Annotated in this window: 19 protein-coding genes; 15 read left to right on the top strand and 4 right to left on the bottom strand. The window is 48.2% G+C overall.

Annotated features, from left to right (window positions below; genetic code table 11):
• From BMW43_RS01945 to BMW43_RS01895, 11 genes are all read left to right on the top strand, one after another.
• A partial coding sequence (locus BMW43_RS01945) for a Zn-dependent hydrolase (RefSeq protein WP_143050557.1) occupies nt 1–1,148 on the top strand: 1,148 nt, incomplete at its 5' end.
• A gap of 370 nt (nt 1,149–1,518) precedes the next feature.
• A complete protein-coding gene (locus tag BMW43_RS21660) occupies nt 1,519–2,247 on the top strand; it encodes a 3D domain-containing protein (protein WP_091743702.1) in 729 nt (242 codons plus the stop codon).
• 205 nt (nt 2,248–2,452) lie between these two features.
• Nucleotides 2,453–3,112, top strand: coding sequence for a L,D-transpeptidase family protein (locus BMW43_RS01935; protein WP_091743725.1), 660 nt, complete (start codon nt 2,453–2,455; stop codon nt 3,110–3,112).
• A 120-nt stretch (nt 3,113–3,232) separates the two neighbouring features.
• A complete protein-coding gene (gene tyrS, locus BMW43_RS01930; protein WP_091743701.1) occupies nt 3,233–4,447 on the top strand; it encodes a tyrosine--tRNA ligase in 1,215 nt (404 codons plus the stop codon).
• Between the two features lie 294 nt (nt 4,448–4,741).
• Complete coding sequence (gene yunB / locus BMW43_RS01925; RefSeq protein ID WP_091743700.1) at nt 4,742–5,428, top strand: sporulation protein YunB; 687 nt, start codon at nt 4,742–4,744, stop codon at nt 5,426–5,428.
• Nucleotides 5,429–5,541: 113 nt separating this feature from the next.
• Nucleotides 5,542–6,279 carry a YebC/PmpR family DNA-binding transcriptional regulator gene (locus BMW43_RS01920; protein ID WP_091743699.1) on the top strand — a complete coding sequence of 246 codons (738 nt, stop codon included), beginning with the start codon at nt 5,542–5,544 and terminating at the stop codon, nt 6,277–6,279.
• Between the two features lie 109 nt (nt 6,280–6,388).
• Entirely contained in the window at nt 6,389–6,877 is a 489-nt protein-coding gene (locus tag BMW43_RS01915; protein WP_091743698.1) for a hypothetical protein, read from the top strand.
• A 308-nt stretch (nt 6,878–7,185) separates the two neighbouring features.
• Nucleotides 7,186–8,274, top strand: coding sequence for an HD-GYP domain-containing protein (locus BMW43_RS01910; protein WP_091743697.1), 1,089 nt, complete (start codon nt 7,186–7,188; stop codon nt 8,272–8,274).
• 135 nt (nt 8,275–8,409) lie between these two features.
• On the top strand, nt 8,410–9,093 hold the full coding sequence (queC, locus tag BMW43_RS01905) for a 7-cyano-7-deazaguanine synthase QueC (protein WP_091743696.1): 684 nt from the start codon (nt 8,410–8,412) through the stop codon (nt 9,091–9,093).
• Between the two features lies 1 nt (nt 9,094).
• A complete protein-coding gene (gene folE2 / locus BMW43_RS01900) occupies nt 9,095–9,886 on the top strand; it encodes a GTP cyclohydrolase FolE2 (protein ID WP_091743695.1) in 792 nt (263 codons plus the stop codon).
• A 184-nt stretch (nt 9,887–10,070) separates the two neighbouring features.
• On the top strand, nt 10,071–12,023 hold the full coding sequence (locus tag BMW43_RS01895) for an N-6 DNA methylase family protein (RefSeq protein WP_091743694.1): 1,953 nt from the start codon (nt 10,071–10,073) through the stop codon (nt 12,021–12,023).
• A 42-nt stretch (nt 12,024–12,065) separates the two neighbouring features.
• On the opposite strand, the gene BMW43_RS01890 is transcribed toward BMW43_RS01895, so the two are convergent.
• Nucleotides 12,066–12,284 carry a hypothetical protein gene (locus BMW43_RS01890; RefSeq protein ID WP_091743693.1) on the bottom strand — a complete coding sequence of 73 codons (219 nt, stop codon included), beginning with the start codon at nt 12,282–12,284 and terminating at the stop codon, nt 12,066–12,068.
• A gap of 183 nt (nt 12,285–12,467) precedes the next feature.
• On the opposite strand from BMW43_RS01890, the gene BMW43_RS01885 reads away from it, so the two are divergent.
• The 4 genes from BMW43_RS01885 to BMW43_RS01870 are packed head-to-tail and all read left to right on the top strand — an operon-like array spanning nt 12,468 to nt 16,791.
• Entirely contained in the window at nt 12,468–13,322 is an 855-nt protein-coding gene (locus BMW43_RS01885) for a ChbG/HpnK family deacetylase (protein ID WP_091743692.1), read from the top strand.
• On the top strand, nt 13,315–14,298 hold the full coding sequence (locus BMW43_RS01880) for a lysylphosphatidylglycerol synthase transmembrane domain-containing protein (protein WP_091743691.1): 984 nt from the start codon (nt 13,315–13,317) through the stop codon (nt 14,296–14,298). Before BMW43_RS01885 ends, BMW43_RS01880 begins: the two co-directional genes overlap by 8 nt.
• 31 nt (nt 14,299–14,329) lie before the next feature.
• Complete coding sequence (locus BMW43_RS01875) at nt 14,330–15,265, top strand: NAD-dependent epimerase/dehydratase family protein (protein ID WP_091743690.1); 936 nt, start codon at nt 14,330–14,332, stop codon at nt 15,263–15,265.
• Complete coding sequence (locus BMW43_RS01870; RefSeq protein ID WP_091743689.1) at nt 15,253–16,791, top strand: ArnT family glycosyltransferase; 1,539 nt, start codon at nt 15,253–15,255, stop codon at nt 16,789–16,791. Before BMW43_RS01875 ends, BMW43_RS01870 begins: the two co-directional genes overlap by 13 nt.
• 51 nt (nt 16,792–16,842) lie before the next feature.
• Here BMW43_RS01870 and BMW43_RS01865 read toward each other — a convergent pair whose 3' ends face one another.
• The 3 genes from BMW43_RS01865 to BMW43_RS01855 form a co-directional block, all read right to left on the bottom strand.
• Nucleotides 16,843–17,112: a hypothetical protein gene (locus BMW43_RS01865; RefSeq protein WP_091743688.1), complete on the bottom strand. Its 270-nt coding sequence runs from the start codon at nt 17,110–17,112 to the stop codon at nt 16,843–16,845.
• A 312-nt stretch (nt 17,113–17,424) separates the two neighbouring features.
• On the bottom strand, nt 17,425–18,585 hold the full coding sequence (locus BMW43_RS01860; RefSeq protein ID WP_091743687.1) for an MGDG synthase family glycosyltransferase: 1,161 nt from the start codon (nt 18,583–18,585) through the stop codon (nt 17,425–17,427).
• Nucleotides 18,586–18,804: 219 nt separating this feature from the next.
• On the bottom strand, nt 18,805–20,040 hold the full coding sequence (locus tag BMW43_RS01855; RefSeq protein WP_177173429.1) for a lysophospholipid acyltransferase family protein: 1,236 nt from the start codon (nt 20,038–20,040) through the stop codon (nt 18,805–18,807).
• Between the last annotated feature and the right edge of the window lie 102 nt (nt 20,041–20,142).

Genomic DNA, 20,142 nt, shown 5'->3' with positions numbered 1-20,142 from the left:
TGGCATTCAGTGATTCCGACATACAGGCGCGAAACTATATAGTGAAGTTTCTCCAGACTATGGGCCTATTGGTACGGGTCGACGGAGCCGGCAATATCATTGCCCGGCTGGAAGGGAGTGATCCTGAGCAGACGGTCGTTATGACCGGCTCCCATTTGGATACCGTTCCCGAAGGCGGTAAATACGACGGAACCTTGGGAGTGGTGGCTGCAATCCAAGCCGTGAAAGAACTGCAAAAAAGAGGTCCCCTAACCCATCCGGTAGAGATCGTCATTTTTGCGGCCGAAGAGTCCAGCCGATTTGGTGTGGCGACTTTTGGCAGTAAGGCCATGACCGGACAATTGCACGTACATACTTTGTCGCGGTTGAAAGATGAAAATAACATTACTTTTAAAGAGGTTATCGAACAACAGGGACTGTCTGTCGCTTCAGTTAAGCAAGCGGCTCGACCGGCCAAAACGATAAAAAGCTTTGTTGAATTGCACATTGAGCAAGGTCGGATTTTGGAACGGCAAAAAAACAGTATTGGCATTGTTGATTCCATTGCGGCACCGACCCGCTGCAAAATCACCGTTGACGGTGTGGCTGCTCACTCGGGCACTACACCGATGGATGAACGGCAGGATGCACTGGTTAGTGCGGCTATGATTGTACTGGCTGTACAGGAAATTGCGTTGGCCCAGTCCCATTATGGCACGGTAGCAACGGTAGGGGCGCTTAAGGTTCAGCCGGGTGCGGTTAATGTAGTGCCTGGCCGGGCGGAAATGTGGGTGGATATCCGAGGCATTGATCATGATAGCATTATTGCCACGATGCAGGAGCTTAAGGATGCTATTAGCGCCATTGCCGATGCCCAGGAAACTCCTGTTTCCATTGAAGTTACTTCAGCGGAAAGGCCTGTAGCCATGGATGAAGAAATGGCTGAGCTGATTGAAGGGATCTGCCGGGACAAAAAGGTAGCTTATCAGCGCTTGCACAGTGGAGCCGGTCATGATGCCATGAATCTGGCGCATGTGACTCCCAGCGGACTCATTTTGATACCCTGTAAGGATGGAGTCAGTCATAATCCGGAAGAAGCCGTGGCAGAAGCCGATATCATGACCGGAATTGAGGTTTTAACGGAAGTGCTGTACCAATTGGCCCGTTAGGCAAGGTGGACAGCGCCCATAGATACAAAGCGGCCGGAACGAATAGTGATTCGTTCCGGCCTTTTTTTATTGAATTAGTCATTAGACCGATGGAAATAGCCTGTTAGTATTTGCTGGAGTACGGCAGTGGCAGGTTAGTGGTCAGCAACGTTGAAAGTACGGTAATTTCTTTTCTTAAGGCTTGATTGTCGCTGGGTTACCTATATTCGCTAGGCCTACTTCTTTCGCCCTGTCTTACGAAAAAATCTTTGAGAATTTAATTTGCACTTTCAAAATCGATGGGTTACTAGGTAACTGGCAAATATTTTTCGTTGCATTATGTAAACTTTATAGTAGAATAATTATTAGAATAGCCTGAAAGGAGTGCAATATGAAAAAATTAGCCGCCATCGCCTTTCTGATGATGTCTCTTACAGTATTTTCGCCGGCTATTACCCGGGTACAGGCAAGTGCTTTGGACAGTCTTTCCCAAGTCCTTGTTAAGAATTCGGATAAAATTGATTTGCAGACACTAGCACAGTTGCAACAGCTATTGGAACAGAATAAGGACCAGGACGTAAAGGACGTATTGAAAAAGCTGGCCATAGAAAAGACCAACCAGGCCGTAAACCAAGCGGCATTTATTCCCGGCGCAGATACTGCTGTATTGCAGCAGGCCGTTAAGGAGCAAATGGTACAGCGTTTGGACGACCAATTGAAGCCATATCAACAGCAGGTTGCGCTGATTTCGCAGTTACTGTCCCGCAGTGGCGTGCTGCAGCCGGTAGCTGTACAGCAAAACGATTCGCTGGCCGGTGCGCCGGAGAATTACAAAAAGGTAATTAATATGACTTCAACCGCTTATGCGCCAGGAATGCTGGATAACGGCCATTGGGGCAATAAAACGTATATGGGCGGAACGGTGCGCAAAGGCGTGGCCGCCGTTGACCCTGCGGTAATTCCCATGGGCAGCCGCTTATGGATTGAAGGGTACGGAGAAGCCGTCGCTGAAGACCAAGGCAGTGCGATTAAGGGGAACCGGATTGATCTGGCCTTTGATGATCGTCAGACCGCCTTGGACTATGGCATTCAATCGACAAAAGTATATGTTCTTAATTAACCGGGGCAACCCGGTTTCTTTTTTTGTCGGACAAATTTAGTCTATGGCATAAAGCCCCCGCCTTTAATAATGTTATTTTTCTCTTTCACCCTGAGCTTTAGCAGTCAGACTATCTGAAGAGCTTAAGACATATATTAGAGAACAGAGTAAATTGGGGGGAGATTGTTTGGGCCGGGTTAGAGGGAAGCTGCTGTACGGTGTGGCGATGTTCGTCATTTTGGGAATTATTTGTGGGGTTTTAGGTTTTGAATACCTGGATGAACAGGAATTGGCCGGTACTGACAGCCAGGTAAAGGATAAGCCTGCCGGAGTGGTTAGTATCGTTATAAAAGTACAGGATCGCACGTTAGAAGTATATAGTGACAATCAATTACATAAAACCTATCGTATTGCCGTCGGAAAGAGCAAGACCCCGACACCGATTGGAGAATGGAATGTGGTGTGGAAGTCTTATGACTGGGGTACGGGTTTTGGAACGCGCTGGATGGGCTTGAATGTGCCTTGGGGGATCTACGGTATTCATGGCACTAATAAGCCTTGGAGTATTGGGCAGTTTTCCAGTCATGGCTGCATTCGTATGCGTAATAAGGATGTAGAGGAATTGTTTGAATGGGTTCCCATTGGTACTCCGGTACGCATCGAGGGAAGAAAGATCAAAATTTCCCGCAATCTAAAATATCAAATGACTGGGTCAGATGTGGCCAGGCTACAGTTGAAGCTGAAAGAATTGGGCTATTTTGGCGAACGCTCGGATGGAATTTTCGGTATTTATACCGAACAGGTGGTTAAAAATTTCCAGGCGGAGCATGGCCTGGAAGCCAACGGAATTGTTGATAAACAAATGCTGGAGTTATTGGGATTATAGTATCGAAAATCAGGTAAAATTTGCAATTTCCAGACGATTGTGGTATAATGCGGCTGGAATCACGCAGTTATAACAGTGGATGCTGAATTTATATTATTTAATGGTTATGGGGGTAGAATTATGTTGTCTGTTGAGCAGCAGCTACGCATTATTAAACGCGGTGTTGCCGAAATATTGCCGGAACCTTTATTGGTGGAAAAACTGAAACGGTCAGTTACTACCGGTGTTCCGTTAAAGGTCAAGCTGGGACTGGACCCTACGGCACCGGACATTCATTTGGGGCATACGGTTGTGCTGCGCAAGCTAAAACAATTTCAGGATCTGGGACATCAGATTATTATTATTATCGGTGATTTTACGGGGCGGATCGGCGATCCTTCGGGAAAATCGGAAACCCGCAAGGCTCTGACCGAAGAAGATGTGCTTAAAAATGCGAAAACCTATGAAGAACAGATATTTCGTGTTTTAGATAAAGAAAAAACAGAGGTCGTGTTTAACAGCTCCTGGCTGGCGCCGCTGCAGTTTTCAGACGTTGTTAAACTGGCGGCTAAGTATACGGTGGCCCGGATGCTGGAGCGCGACGATTTCAGCAGGCGCTTTAAAGAAGGCCGTCCGATTAGCGTGCATGAATTTTTTTATCCCTTAATGCAAGGGTATGATTCGGTGGCGCTTCAGGCCGATATTGAGTTTGGTGGTACCGACCAGAAATTTAATCTGCTGATGGGCCGACATCTCCAGGAGGAATATGGACAGGAGCCGCAGGTGGCGGCTATGATGCCCATTCTGGAAGGGCTTGACGGCGTAAATAAAATGAGTAAAAGTTTGGGCAATTATATCGGTATTAATGAATCGCCGAAGGAAATTTACGGCAAGGCCATGTCAGTGCCTGATGAGTTAATGCTGCGTTATTATGAACTGGTTACCGATGTGGAATTAGATGAATTGGATCAAATCCGTCTGGGCATGGAGAATCATACGCTCCATCCACGGGATTTGAAAATGCGTCTGGCCCATATTCTGGTGCGTCTATATCATGGCCCGACGGCGGCTGATGAGGCGCAGGCTGAATTTATTCGGGTGTTTCAGCAGCGTGATTTGCCGACCGATATTCCGGAACATAGCATGGCCAAGGACAGCGAACCGGTTTGGTTGCCAAAACTGTTGGTGACACTGGGACTGGCGGTCAGTAACAGTGAAGCTAGACGGGCGATTGTTGCCGGCGCCGTAAAAATTAACGGTGATAAATGCACCGATCCTGACAGTCAGCTTGCTTTGGCCGACGACATGATCGTCCAGAACGGGAAAAGAAAGTTTGCTAAAATCAAGCTGCAATAAGTAAAGGCTGTATCCTTACGGGATACAGTCTTTTTATCTTCTCGAAGAACGGTTGGTCCCACCGTAACATTAGGGAGCCGTCCGTCATATACTGATAAAACAAAGTGACTGATTGGGAGCCAATGATTTACTCACATTACGCATCCTGGCGGATTTTTTCCGTCTGGCTTTGTCAGTAAAACCTTGAAATAGCGGGGCTATTCCGGTAGTTTTACTTTCTTGTCAGTCGAAAAAATCTCTCGCCCTGCTGGCAGGTTCATTAAATCAGCGGTTCCCAGGGTAGGGGGGAGACCGGTGCGGTTTTCCGTTCAAAAGAGAAGAAAAATATCGTTCGTAACCGTTTGTTTGATCGGGTTGTCTATGTTTTTTATATATACTTTTTGGACAATGGAGCAGTTGTTGAAACCGACACTGCTGGCCATTGCCGAGGCCAAGGCAACCGTCATTGCTACAGAAACCATTAACCGGGTCATTACGGAACAGGTTGGCACCAGTGTAGACCCGCAGACACTGGTCCATGTGAAAGTGGATGACCGGGGCCGGGTGGTATTGATTCAGCCCAATACCCTTGAATTCAACCGGCTGGCCGCCGATACCACCATGAAGGTACAGGAGGCGCTATCGGGAATTTCGGAAGAAAAAATACATATACCCATCGGACAGGTGTTTGGCAGTCAGCTATTAGCCAGTATGGGACCGAATATTACCGTGACGGTTATCCCGATCGGAACGGTGCAGGTGAAAGTATTTGACAAGTTTGAACAGGCCGGAATAAATCAGACCCGCCATATGGTTTATTTACTGACAACGACCCAGGTTAGGATTGTTGTCCCGCTAGTCAGTAAAAGCGTGGATGTCACCACTCAGGTTCCGATTGCCGAGTATGTAGTGGTTGGCGAGGTGCCCGGCACCTATGTGCAGTTTCCCTTTCCCTTATCGAATGAATTGAACGGTATGCATGAAACCGGACAGCAGCCTTAAAGAAAGGAGCATAGGGGCATAACCGTCAGCTTAACGATAAACTTTGCCAAACAAACATAGTTGTGTTAAAATAATCCCTGATTTATATTGTGTGAAGGGGAGAAATAATAGCTATGTCAGGACATTCAAAATGGGCCAATATAAAACATAAAAAAGGGAAAATGGATGCCATCCGTGGTAAGGTTACCACTAAAATCAGCCGGGAAATTACCGTGGCAGCGCGCATGGGCGGTGGGGATCCCACAGGCAATATGAGGCTCAAGCTGGCGCTGCAAAAGGCGAAAGAAAACAATATCCCGAAGGAGAATGTGCAGCGGGCCATTCAAAAGGGGATCGGCGCATTGGAAGGCAGCAACTATGAGGAATTGGTGTACGAAGGTTATGGGCCGGGCGGCGTGGCTGTTATGGTGGAAATCATGACGGATAACCGCAACCGGACTGCCGCTGATATCCGCCATCTCTTTTCCAAACATGGCGGTAATATGGGCGAAAGCGGCTGCGTCTCCTGGATGTTTAAAAAGAAGGGGCTTTTTGTTATTGAGGAGACGGCCTGTGATGAGGAGACCGTTATGATGCTTGCTTTGGAAGCCGGGGCGGAGGACTTTAAAAAAGAAGAGGATGTCTATGAAATTACTACGGCCCCCGAAGACTTTGAGGCTGTGCAAAATGCTCTGGAAGGCCAAAATATTCCGACCATTGTCGCGCAAATCCGGATGATACCGGATACTACGGTGGAGTTAGGCGATGATGATGCCGCGAAGCTGACCAGGCTGATTGATATGTTAGAAGACCATGACGATGTTCAGGAAGTATATGGGAACTTTGATTTGCCGGAAGAAGAGGACGAATAAATAGGGCTGTGGCGAGGGATTAGCTGAGAGGCTAATCCCTTTTCGTTTAGTAAACATAATCTTGGGGCCGCGAATACTATATTAAAGACACAGTACGGGAGGTGGGTAGGTGGTGGAATGGGACCTGGAGAACTTCCGCCTTATATCTGGCAAGAGCCTCCGGTTGCAACAGTTAGTGCAACTGATGGAACTGGAAATGACCTATATCAATCAAATATACAAATTGCTCGGCGGCTTGCTTCATGAACCCAGGATTATCGAACACAGCGGCTTTGGCGAGTTTCTGCAGCAGTATTATTTAATGGCTCAGCATCACTTTGCCGGCATTGGTTTCAGCAAGGCCTTGGATATGGTTCAGATATATCACTATGCTTTTTTGGAAAATCTGATGGACGATCATGTGTTGGCTGCTGCCGAGCATTTGGAAGAGGCTATCCGGCAACTGGAAGCCGTGATGAACGACTTTGGCTTACAACATAACGCCCAGTTGGTACTAATTAGCCAAAGCTTTAATCTGGCTGAGGAAGTACAGTTTAAAATTATAGAAGGCATGGATCAACTGCTCACTTTGCTGCGCCATGAACAGGTCTACCATTAAGCAAGAAAATAAAGGAAATGCCAGTCGGGTTTTGAAGGAAAAAGTTGTGAGACGTAGAAAATAACTTATAGTTATAAGGGCGTGTTTTCAAATTATCCGAAACGCCCTCTGACGGTGTTTTTTGCACCATACTTCGTTAAATTTTTTTGGAATAGGGGCCCCTGTTCCAAAAAATTCCGAATGCCCTTTAGGGTATAATTTGTTTGGCGCAAAAAATGACTCGCCACCATATCATTCTGTTAGTTTGAAAACACGCCCTAGGCCAACCGTTAGCGATAAGACATTTATAACATAAAGGTGGATTTTTTATGTCCCGATATACCAAAAAGAGATATAATATTCATGATGTTGTTCCGGGTATGGAAGTAGCGGATTTAGTGCTGACTGAGGATGGGAAAGTTGCTTTGAGTGAGGGCGCTACCTTGAATTTCAGCAATATTGAGCGGCTGAAATACTGGGGTGTCACTTCCTTGATGATCAAAGGACCGATAGAACCCGGTCCTGAGTTGCCAAATGAACCGATGGGACCGCTTAATCAACAGCAACAGAAGTTTTTCCAAAAATATGACATGGCGGTGCACGCCATACGGAACGCTTTTCAGAATATGCGCTATTTTAAAGAAGTGCCGATTCAGGAAATGCAGGAACTGGCCGAACAGGCCATTGAACCGCTGGTTGAAACGGTCGGTGTGGTCAATCATTTGCAGATGGCGCCGCGGGAGGATGACTATACCTTTCATCATTCGATCAATGTTGCCGTCATGTCCGGCGTTCTGGGTAAATGGCTAGGGTATAATTCAGAGGAAGTGAAGGAATTGATCTTGGCGGGCTTGCTGCACGACATTGGCAAAACGCAGGTGCCGTTAGAAATATTAAATAAACCGGGTAAGCTGACTGCGGAAGAAATGCAGGTTATGCGGTCGCACAGCACGTTAGGTTATCAGTTGGTTCGTTCCATCCAGCAGGTTACCCCGGCGGTTTCTTACGCTGTTTTGCAGCATCACGAACGCATGGACGGCAGCGGTTATCCCTTACAGGTTAAAGCTGACAAAATCCATCCTTATGCGAGAATTGTGGCGGTTGCCGACATTTATGACGCTATGACTTCCGACCGGGTATACACAAATAAGACAAGTCCATTTTCCGTGGCGGAAATGCTGGTGCAGGAAATGTTTAATAAACTTGATCCCAACATTTGTACAATATTCTTAAACAATGTCCGTGATTTCTTCCTGGGCAGTATCGTTAAGCTAAGCGACGGCAGAAAAGCGGAGGTCATTTATTTAGGGCAGTTTACCGGCTCACGCCCGGTGGTGCGGACCGATGAGGGTGAATTCATTGATTTGGAGAAACGCAAAGATATCGGTATTTTAAATTTGGAGAGCAGGCAAGGGTAAGAATACATGTTTTTGCATTTAACGCCGAGTATTTGGCGTTTTTTGTTTGTTTCTTATTAATGTTTTTGACGAGTAGAGTAAAAAATGGTAACATTAATAGTTGCAAAATAATAATTGGCTGATGGGGGTGTTGCCATGAAGGCAGTCGTTTTGCTGTCCGGAGGGTTGGATTCCACTGTTTGTATGGCAGTGGCGAAAGAGCAGGGATTTGAATTATTACCGTTAAGCTTTAATTATCATCAGCGGCATAACCGTGAACTGGCTTGTGCCCGCAATGTTGCTGACTACTATAAAGTAAAGCGTCACTTAGTGATAGAAACTAATATGGAAGCGATCGGCGGCAGTGCGTTGACCGATAACAGTATTACCGTGCCGCAGGGAGATATTGCCAGGCCGGATATTCCCTCCACCTATGTGCCAGCCCGCAATTTAATTTTTTTGAGCTATGCCCTGGGATATGCGGAAGTCAACCGGGCAGAAAAGATTTTTATTGGTGTCAACGCGCTTGACTACTCGGGATATCCTGACTGCCGGCCGGAATTTATCAACCTGTTTCAACAGGTGGCCAACTATTCGACCAAAGCCGCGACCCAGGAAGGCCAGGAAATTTCCGTGGTGACACCATTACTTCATTTAACAAAAAGAGAGATCGTACAGCTTGGCAGCCGTCTGGGGGCGCCGCTGGAACTGACTACCAGCTGCTATCAGGGCGGTGACGCTGCCTGCGGCACCTGTGACAGTTGCCTGCTGCGTCTAAAGGGATTTGCCGAAGCCGGTATTTCTGATCCTATTTTATATAGCAGCACTAGGAGTGAATAGATTGAAGGACGTTCAAAATACAGTGGACCAACGTGGTATTGCCATACAGAAAGTAGGGGTAAGCGAAGTTCATTTGCCGTTTTTGATTAAGACAAAGGCAGGAGCTTTGCAATCGGTGTTGGCCAAAATCAGGCTTAGTGTAAAGTTGCACCAGGATTATCGGGGAACACACATGAGCCGTTTTATCGAAATTTTGAGTGAATGGAGCCAAAAACCTGTATCCAGCCGTGAAATGGAAGCTATTTTACATGATACGTTAGGCAGACTGGGCGCCGATAAGGCTTATTTGGAAATCCGGTTTAAATATTTCATCGAAAAAGTTGCGCCCGTCAGTCGCTTAAAAAGTGTATTGGATTATGATTGCCTCTTTTCAGCCAGCCTGGAAAAGGAGCAGCCCATTGATTTTTATATGGGGGTAGCGGTGCCCTTTACTTCACTTTGTCCCTGCAGCAAGGAAATTTCCGCCTACGGCGCCCATAACCAGCGCGGGCTGATGAGTGTCAAGCTAAAGCAGGAGAACGGGAACTTTATCTGGATTGAAGATTTGGTGGCATTGATGGAGGCACAGGGAAGTTGCCCGGTTTATCCGCTGCTAAAGCGAGAAGATGAGAAATTTGTAACCGAACGTGCTTATGACAATCCCAAATTTGTGGAAGATGTATTGCGCGATCTGGTGCTGGCTTTGCGTGGCTTGCAGGGCATTGCCTGGTTTGAGGTGGAATGCGAGAACTATGAATCGATCCATAATCACAGCGCCTATGCCAGCCATACGGAAACTATCAAACGTGGCTAAAGCACCAATGATTTAATCCGATAGGCGTCCTGGCGGATTTTTTCCGTTGAGCCGCATCGGTAAAACCTTGAAATAGCCCAACAATTATCTTGCCAGGTGAATAAATCTCTCGCCTGGCTGACAGGCTCATAAATCAGTGTTCCTACAGACAGTCAACAAAAGCTGGAGAGAGGTACGGTCGTTCATGAATTGGAAAAAATTTATGGCCGAGTATCAGGAGGTACGGGAGTGGCTGGAGCGGCAGGGCGCTGCGGATGCCGGGGCCTGTATGATGAAAATACTGGCATTGTTATTGGCCGGGCACCGGAAGCCCTCGGACATTCTCTATCGGGCGGTACATACCGGTTCGTTGCGGGATATTTTAGCCGAGCCTTTGGCAGAAGTTAAACAGGAGTTTGTTGTGCCGGCGGACATACAAAAACTGTTGTTGCATTGGGCGGTTACCTTGCCAGCGCAGGATGTGACGCTGCTGGGGGAGATCCATGAGAGAACCTGTTTAGCCAGGAAAACGCAGGGAGTTTATTATACTCCGAAGCCAATTGTCGATTTTATTATGGACCATACGCTGGCCTGTCTGGATGTTATCCAAAATCCTGATGCGAAGATCCTTGATCCGGCTTGTGGCTGCGGCTTTTTTTTGGTTAAAGCCTATGATGTGCTGTTTGCCAAGTTTCGCGCCGCCCGGAGTATGCTGCAGCAACGCTATGCCGCCCGCGATTGGTCGGATGAGGGAATTCACCGGCAGATCATCGGGAAGAATATCTGGGGGGCGGACATCGATAGCCGGGCGGCGGCGATTGCCTGCCTCAGTCTCCAGTTGCGGTTTCCCAAGGCCAGGCATTTGCTGCCGGCGAACGTCATTGTTTTTGACAGCCTGCGGCGGCCGGAGGATTGTGCCGAGCTTCCGGTGGCGATACGGGAATTTTGGGCTGCCGATTATGCCTGTGTGATTGGCAATCCGCCGTATGTTTCCTTTGGAATGCGGGGCGCAGGCCGTTTGGAGGCGGCGTACCGCGATTATCTTCGCCAGGCCTATGCGGCTACGGCTGAATATAAGCTGAGTTACTATGTTTTATTTTTGCAGCGCGGCATTGAATTGCTGCAGGCCGGTGGGCGGCTGGGCTTTATCGTTCCTGATAGCTTCCTGCTTGGCCGTTATTATTCCAAAATTAGAAAATACATTCTGGACAATACGGCGATTGAGCGGCTGGCGCATATTGCCGCTTCGGTGTTTAAGAGTGCTTCCACGGGCTATTCGACAATTGTCATATTGCAAAAGGGAAAAGCCGGGGAAAACCATCAGAGCCGTATTGTAAAGATTGATGATATGAGAGGGCTGCAAGCGGACCGTGTGGCTTGTCAATATGAACAGCGTTATTTTAGCAATCTGCCTCATTACCGTTTCCGGATTTTTTTTGATTTAAGAATCAAGCGGATTATCGACAAGCTGGATAACATTGGTACACCGCTACGGCATTTTGCTTCCGGTCATACCGGAATCCGGTCATTGTCTAAACAAGCGGATATTATTGCCAAGACATCACGGGGCGTGACCTGGCAAAGGGGGCTGGTGTCGGGCGGGCAGTTGTCGCGCTATGGGATCAGGTATGAAGGCCACTGGTTGAACATTGATGGAACCAAACTGTACAAAGGAGGCTGGCGCCCGGATGTGGTGCAGCAGTATAAAATTCTGGTCCGTCAGACAGGCTATACCCTTACGGCCTGTACTGATCCGGACGGATATTATCATTTGAATAACATTCATAGTTTTGTGGCCAATAGCGGGGTTTGTGCCGACTATTTATTAATCTTGATGAACTCACGGCTGCTTTCTTTCTATTATCACGCCGTCAGTGTGGAATATGGCCGGGCCATGGCGCAAACAGATATTGAGTCATTGGAGTGTCTGCCTGTCATTGTCAATGAGGAGATTAACGGGCAGGCCCCGGAATTGGTAAAAACGATGCTTGATTGTGTACAGCGTCAGGACCGGGGCGAGCGGACGCCCGCTTTACAGGCACAGGCTTTGGATGATTATTTTAATCAACTGGTATATAAAATCTATGGACTTACCGATACGGAAGTGGCCTTAGCGGAAGCCTACGAGGCCGCCCTGTGCACGAAACGGAGCCGTTAAAAAAACAGGGAGTACGATGACTCCCTGTTTTCCTGACCGGTCTTATTTGGAAGAGTCTTCATTGATATCATACTGCGAGGTAAGCACCTGGCTGGTGGCAGACTGAGCCGAAGACGACTGCTTGTTGGACTTGTTGCTGCTGCCGGACTGGGCATTGGAACCCTTGTTGGATTTGGTATAATCGTTGTTTGCATCCTGTTTTGCGGTTAATGTGCCAAATTCGTTTTGGCTCTGTTGGTTTAAGTCTGTTTTGTTGTTCATCGTATCCCTCCTCGTATTTATATTGGGAAACGGTATTATTATCGCTGTTTTTTGTTTCGCTCATTCCCGGTAGTTTTTGCATTCCAACGAAGTTAACTTAATCAAGCGCGGCCAGACGGAAAAAATTGCTATACGCTGCGATCCATGATACCATAAATGAGTCAGGATGATATGGAGGCCATTATGAAAAAACTAATTGTCAATGCTGATGATTTTGGTCTGCATGAAGAAATCAATAAAGCGATTATTCAGGGATATCAAACCGGTTGCATTACCAGTACGTCGATCATGCCGGGCGGCGGCGCTTTCGCCGAGGCCGTGTCCCTGAGCTTGCAGCATCCCCGGCTGGGGGTGGGAATTCATTTGACGCTGGTCGGCGCAGAACCGGTCAGTGAGGCCGCGACTGTTCCGTCCCTGGTGGACGATCATGGGCGGTTTTTTAGTGACTATCAGATTTTCCTGAAACGGTTTATTCTGGGAAAAATTGCGCTGTCTGATGTTCGCCGTGAATTGATCGGACAAATTGAGAAGGTCCTGGACAGCGGCATTGCGGTCACTCATCTGGACAGCCACCAGCATTTGCATATCGTACCGGGCATTATTGATATTGTGCTGGACCTGGCCCGGCATTATAAGATTCCGGCGCTTAGGATACCCGATGAACCTTATGGGTTTACGGCGGGCTATCCAGTTCGCCCGGGCCGTCTTTTGGGACGTACGGGATTAAGTTTTTTGGCCCGTCTTGCCCGGCGGCGGGCTAGAACCATGGGGATGCTTGTTCCCGATCATTTTTTCGGTATGTTAGCCGGCGGGGATATGGGGGAAAGTCATTTGCTGCAAGTTCTTGAACGGCTGCCGGCAGGAGTGTCGGAGATTATGCTCCATCCCGGTTATAACAATAGTCGCTTAAATAAAACGTTTTTCTGGAACTATCACTGGGAAGAAGAATATGCGGCGGCAATCAGCAAAAAGATTCGGCAAACATTAGTCAATCAGCAGATAGGTTTGCTTTCTTTTGGAGATTTAAAAGATGGTTAAATTTTACAAACGGTTATTGCTGGTTTTATCTTTAACCGGGCTGATTTCAGGTACGGTCATTTACTATACCGTGGATATTCATACCTTTTACCATCTGAACGCATTTAAAAGCTGGTCGCTGTTGGCCGTGCTTATCTTTTTGGGCCTTGGCTTATACTTTGACGGGACCAGACTGGTGCACCTGGTCCGCATTTCGGGCGAAAATATATCGCTAATGGGGGCTGTCCAGGTTGTATTCAGCAACTATTTTCTGGCGGCACTGACACCGGGGGCTGCCGGCGGCGCGGTGGCGCAGGTTTTATTCCTGCGGCGGGCGGGAGTTCCGACAGGCAAAGCCACGGTTATTGTTGTCGTGCGGACGATCCTATCCGTTTTGTTTTTACTTTTATGCCTGCCGATGGTTTTATATTTTGATCCGGGTCTTATGCCCTGGCTATCGGAGAATTTGCTGCGTGCTATATCAGCGACGATTATCCTGGGTATTTTCTCCATCATCTGGCTGTTACGCAAAAATACATTGGCCTATTTTTTGGTACTCTTTACCAAACGGTTGCATTATACCAGGCGCCGCCGTATTTTTTCGGTATACCGCGACGTGCGGGGAGCCATATTAATGCTGTCTTCGGCTCCAGTCAGTATGGTGCGGGTATTTCTGGAGTCGGCGGCCAGCCTGCTTTCCTTATACAGTGTTGTTCCTGTACTCTTTATGGGGATGGGAGTAGACCCTGATCTGGTCCGTGTGATGGGGCGGATGGTGCTGCTTAATCTTTTATTGTATTTTGCGCCGACACCGGGCGGTTCGGGGATTGCCGAAGGCGGTTTTATCGTGTTGTTCAGCGAATTTCTTCCTTCCGGCACTGTCGGCATCACCGCGGTGGTATGGCGTATGATTGTCGAATATATTCCGTTTGTTATTGGCCTGTATTTTACCGTAAAGGTGTTTGGCCGCAACTTCTTGGCAAGCCAGATAAAATAGGACTTTCTGATTTAAGTAAAGGGGTGAAAATATGAAGGTGCTGGTAACAGGGGGCGCCGGCTTTATCGGTTCTCATGTTGTAAATAAATTAATCAGGCAAGGCTGTCGAGTAACCGTGGCGGATAATTTATCGACCGGCTCGGTAAATAATTTGAATCAGGCGGCAGCTTTCGTACAGATGGATATCCGCAATCCGGAAATTCTGCAACTGTTCGAAAGTGAGCGGTTTGATGCTATCGTTCATTTGGCAGCGCAGACCATGGTTCCTAAATCTCTGGAAAACCCTGTCTATGACAGTGATGTAAATATAGCCGGTACGCTGCAAATATTGGAGGCCGCTCGTAAGACCGGTGTCAAGCGCGTGGTTTTCTCTTCGACGGCTGCCGTTTATGGCAATACTGCCGCTGTGCCGGTGCGGGAGGAAACCGCCTTGCAGCCGGCATCTTTCTACGGTTTAAGCAAATGGGCGGTGGAGCGGTATTTGGCGCTTTATCAAGAGCTATACGGCTTAGAGTATGTGGTGTTGCGCTATGCCAATGTGTATGGCGAGCGGCAGGGAGATTTTGGTGAAGGCGGGGTAATCAGCATTTTTGTCCGCAACATATGTGGTGGCCGGCCTGTTACCATATTTGGCGACGGCGGTCAGACGCGCGATTTCGTTTATGCCGGAGACGTGGCGGCAGCCAACTGGCTGGCGCTGGGAACAACTGCTAAAAATTCAATATACAACATTGGTACCCAAACCGAAAGCAGTGTTAATTTGCTGGTCGAGGAACTGGCAGTAATATCCGGTAAAACTGTTGAGAAGCAGTATAAAAGTGTGAGGGAAGGCGATATTTACCGTTCTTCACTCTGTAATGAAAAGGCGGTCGAAAATTTGCACTGGAGTCCCCAAACCCTGCTCAGGGATGGGTTGGCCAGAACATATGCTTCCCTGACAGGAGTTGAACACGGTTGCGCAACCTAAGCGGTCTGCTGCTGCTCATTATTATTAGTTCTACTATTTTGTTTTTTAATTTAGGCGTTACCCCCTTATTGGATCCCGATGAACCGGTCTATGCGGAAACGCCGCGGGAGATGCTTGTGTACGGGGACTTTGTTTCTCCCCGGATTTACGGAGAATATTGGTATGATAAGCCGCCGATGTACTACTGGCTGGTGGCGGCTTCCTTTAAAGTGTTTGGCATTAACGAATTTGCCGCCCGATTTCCTTCGGCGCTATTGGCGCTGGGCTGTATTCTGGCCGTGTATGCGGCCGGCCGCCGCTTGTTGGGTGAGCGGGCGGGGCTGACCAGCGCATTTATTCTTGCCACAGGTATTGAATTTTGGTATTTGGGCAAGGCGGCGGTAACCGATATTACGCTGACGCTTTGCCTAACCCTTTCCCTGCTTGGTTTTATTGAAAAACGATATTATTTTCTTTATGTGTTTGCCGCGCTGGCAACGCTGACGAAAGGGCCGGTCGGTTTTCTGTTTCCCGGCGCTATTATTTGTTTATACCTCTTGTTTACCCGTAAGTTTTCGGTACTGAAAGAAATGCGACTTTTGTCGGGGACCGCTTTGTTTTTAGTGATTGCTTTGCCTTGGTACTGGAGCATGTATCAAATCCATGGTCAGATTTTTATTGACACCTTCCTGGGGTTTCACAATCTGACGCGATTTACATCACCGGAACATCCGGAAGGAGCACTGTGGTATTACTATATTCCGGTATTTGTGGCCGGCTTTTTCCCCTGGGTCGCCGTGTTCCCCCAGGCTGTTTACCGGGCGTTGTGGCACAATGAACGAGAGACACGACGAATTTTATTGTTTTTGGTTATTTGGACCTTGTTCATATTTGCCTTTTTCAGCATCTCCCAGACCAAGCTGGTGTCGTACATTCTGCCGATGTTTCCGCCGGCGGCCCTGCTGGCCGGTTGGTATATTGACGATTTGGTCGGCCGGCTGTGGCGCCAGGAACGGAGCTGGGGCTGGATAGGTTTGCTGGTGGTGCTCTGTGCGCTGCTGATTGTGACGGTTGTAACCGGCGGACGCCTGCTGCCGGTAATGGAAACTGGTGCGGTGTTGGTGGCCGCCTTGTTAGCGACGGTGTGTGGCGTAGCTGTTTATTTTCTTTGGTACCGCCGCATATACGCTTCTTTTGCCGTCCAGGTTGGCGGTATGCTGCTGTTTGTAGCTATATTAATGACCAGCCTGCTGCCGGCTGCCGCTCCGTACTTTTCCTCGAAGGATTTGGCGGCTCAATTTTCTCAGGTTTATGATGGACGTTCGTCTGTTTACATTATGAAAATTTTGCATCCCGGCTTTACCTTTTATTCCGGCTTGTATGGCCAGGAAATAGATAAAGAGGAAGTGGGAACGAGGATTCGCCAGGAGGGGCGGTCCTACTTTATCATCCGGGATCTGGATTATCAGCGCCTCACCTCCGAGGAACTGCAGCGCATTCAAGTCCTTGTCCGGGACGCCGATAAGCTGGTGCTGTTAAAACCATAAAAAAAAGCAGACCCCGGAGTGCCATAACTCCGGGGTTATTCATTGGGATAATTATCTTTTATCCGGTTCTACCAGGGCCGGGTCTTTCCAGTATTGATAGATGCTTTCCAGTGTTTTGGAGTAATTTTTTCCCGTGGGGCCAATGATAAACTGACAATCAGGGCTTTGGCAGGCATGGGTGCCGCTGCAATATTTGGTCAGTAATTCGCTGATTTGGGCATTGTCTTGCTCGGTGAGCGTATAGGCCGAAACTTGTTGAGCGACTTCCCTGTTTATAAAAGAACACAAAATAATCCGGTTGACCGTAATGGTTTCTCTCAATGCAAACCCTCCTGTTATCATGAACTATGTATTCTTACAATATAGCGAATATTTATCCTGAAAACTAGGATGTTTTTGTTAAAAAAATGTTAATTTGTATTAATGTATCGTAATAACCCGGAAGGTCTGTCGTTCCAATATGACAAAAACGGTCTACGGTACGCAGGATAAACGGCAATCCTGTAGTGGATGGCTAAAACCGCTTAAGCAAGATGGTTTAAGCGGTTTTAGTCTGAGCCGAATTTGTCCGGCAGGTTGCACGTTGGATTTGTTTTGTCTGATTGCTTTGAAAACGGCCTACAGAAAGCTTTTTTAAGAGGCGCCACCGAGCAGGTGGGCATAAGTCCAGCCAACTTGTTGGAGGATAATATCTGCAATCATCGCCGACCCATCAACAATGGTTGTATTGGGAAGGGCTGGATTCAGGGAATTAAGATCAAGACCGGCGTCTATCTCGTTGATGGTTTTGCAGGCTTGGGCTGGTGTGGGACAGTAATAGCCAAACCGGTGACGGCGGACATAATCAATGTTGCCTGTCTCCTGGATGCCGATCGCTCCGGTGATGATCAGCGGACGACTCATGGCAATACCTTCCAGAATGGTTCCCGGACCGGCCTTGGTGATAATGAGGTCACTGGCAGCCATCATGAGTTCCATATTCTGAACGAAGCCGTATAGGTGGAGCAGAGGAGTGGCTTGACGCTGGTGCAGTGTCTGGTATAATTTTTTGTTATTACCGGTAATCACCAGAAGTTGTTTGCCGGCGCACCGGTTTTGCAGCATTTGAACCCATTCTTCCATGCTGCCGGCGCCGACACCACCTCCTGTCAGCATAATGGTGAAACAATCGGGGTGTAGTCCTAACTTTTGGCGGGCCTGCACCTTGGAAAGTTTATTTTGCAAAAATTTAGGATGAACGGGAAAACCGGCCTGAAAGATGCGTTGCGGCGGTATTTTATATTTTGTCAGCAAGCGGGCGGCTTCCGGCGTGGGAACCAAATAAAGATCGGCACCGGGTGAGGCCCAGGCGGCGTGGATGGTTATCAGGTCGGTAACCACTGCTATAATAGGCCAGCTAGCTTGCAGCTTTTGGCGGGCGGCAGCCAAAAGGCCGATAACCAGCGGATGGACTGCAATGACTGCGTCGGGTTGCGCGATACTCAATTCGTTTTCAATATGCCGGTGGGATTGATGATAGACAATGTTGGTCAGGGTGGTAATCCGGGAAGGGGTATTTGTTTTTCTAAAAAGTAAGTTATTAAGCCATACGTGTTCTTTGGAGCAATAGTCGTAAATTTCCGGTGCCTTGCTCAAACCAGGCAGCTTTGTTGCCCGCAGAAAGTCGATAGTGCGACAATCTATGCCTGAACCTGCCCTGGCTGCAATCGCGGCACTGATGGCCATAGCCGCGCTGCGATGGCCGCCACCGGTATCGGAAATGGCAAATAAAAGCTTTTTGGGCGTGACTGTCATACTGGACACCTCCACATTTGAACTTTTTAATTATTCTAAGGGAACCGCTGATTTAATGAGCCTGCCAGCCTGGCGAGAGATTTTTTTGGCTGGCAAGGAAGTAAAACCGCAGGAATAGCGGCCCCTATTTCAAGGTTTTGCTGACGCAGCCAGACGGAAAAAGATCCACCAGGCTGCGCGGTGTGAATAAATCAGTGGTTCCCTAATGGGAATGTACCCTTACCTTGATGACCTTACTTGGTGCAATAAAGCTATGGCGTTTTCCAGGCGAATTGTTTGTTGCCGTTCTTCCAGAAAAATCCACCAGGCATTATGGGTGTCGCAAACCTCGAAATCGTAATTGAATTCGGTGGATACGGTAGGCAGCCGTTCAATAGGAAAAAACAAATCCTTCATTTGCCCGTCAATCTTTCCGTGAAAATAGAGACCTTCCTGGTAAAGGTTTACCTGACCGCTGTTGCCGCAACGGCGATAGGGACCGTATAACGGATCAGCAACCCGGATTTCCTTTACCGGCAACCGCAGGCGGAAGTTTTTATTTTTTAGGAACGAGAGCATTTGCTGCCGCTGCCAGGCTGACCATTGGACAGGTGTAGCAAAGGTAATACATTGAGCGTCGGCAGGCTGTAAGAAGCCATACCTGTCGAGCACCGCCGCATTGCCGCAGGCTTGGCAATACAGTCTGTTTTGCTGGCTGTTCATGCTTCGTTCACGCAGGCAACGGGGACATTGATGCAGAATCAAGTCCAGCCGTTCGGCGGCGCGGTGATGGCTATAGTCATGGCCAGCTTGACGGTTCCAGTCGTAATCATTATAGGATAGCGCCTCACGAACTTTTGCATGAAGTTGCTCGAGCGGGAGAGTGGCGGCTTCCTGGCCGGTCAGAAGTTGGTTGATTGTCACTTCTACCTGACCCGGGTGCCAGGAAGAAGACCAGCGGGGCCAGACAAAATATCCTCCCTGTGTCTTGACGGTAAGGACGGGAACATTGGCTTTTTGGATAAAACGGGCAATGCTGTAGGGGATGTCGCCGCAACTGCCGTCAATGGAGCGGCGGCCCTCGGGAAATATGCCGACTATTTTATCCTGATTTAATAAAGCCAGAGCCCTGTGAGCTGCGCGCAGGTCAGGCAGAAATTGGACTTTGGGGATAGCCCCGGCCAGTCGTAGCAGTTTTCCCCAAAGAGGATGGCGAAAGTAAAAATTTGTGGTTAGAAAATAGCAGGGCTGAGGGGCCAGGATAAACTGAACCAAAGCCGGATCGATATTGGAAGTATGATTGCCTAGTACGAGAAACGGCGGTTGTAACGCTTCGCCGGTGCTGTTATTTATTTGTAACCGGCCGCCTCTGAACAGCCAGCGTACCAGTATGTACGATAAGGTAATTTGCAGCAGTGCGCCTATTTTAATCCGTAGCCAGCAACGATAAAAAGAAATCCGCTGTTTTATTTTCAATTCCGGGCCAGCCCTTTCTTTTTTTGTGTTTGTTAAGCAACCATTGATTAAATGAGCCTGTCGGCCTGGCGAGAGATCTTTTTGTCTGGCAAGGAAGCAAGA

The organism is Propionispora vibrioides (assembly GCF_900110485.1).
Taxonomy (GTDB): Bacteria; Bacillota; Negativicutes; order Propionisporales; family Propionisporaceae; genus Propionispora; species Propionispora vibrioides.
Note: the sequence above shows the minus strand (reverse complement) of the source record. Positions and strands in the feature narration are given on the sequence as shown.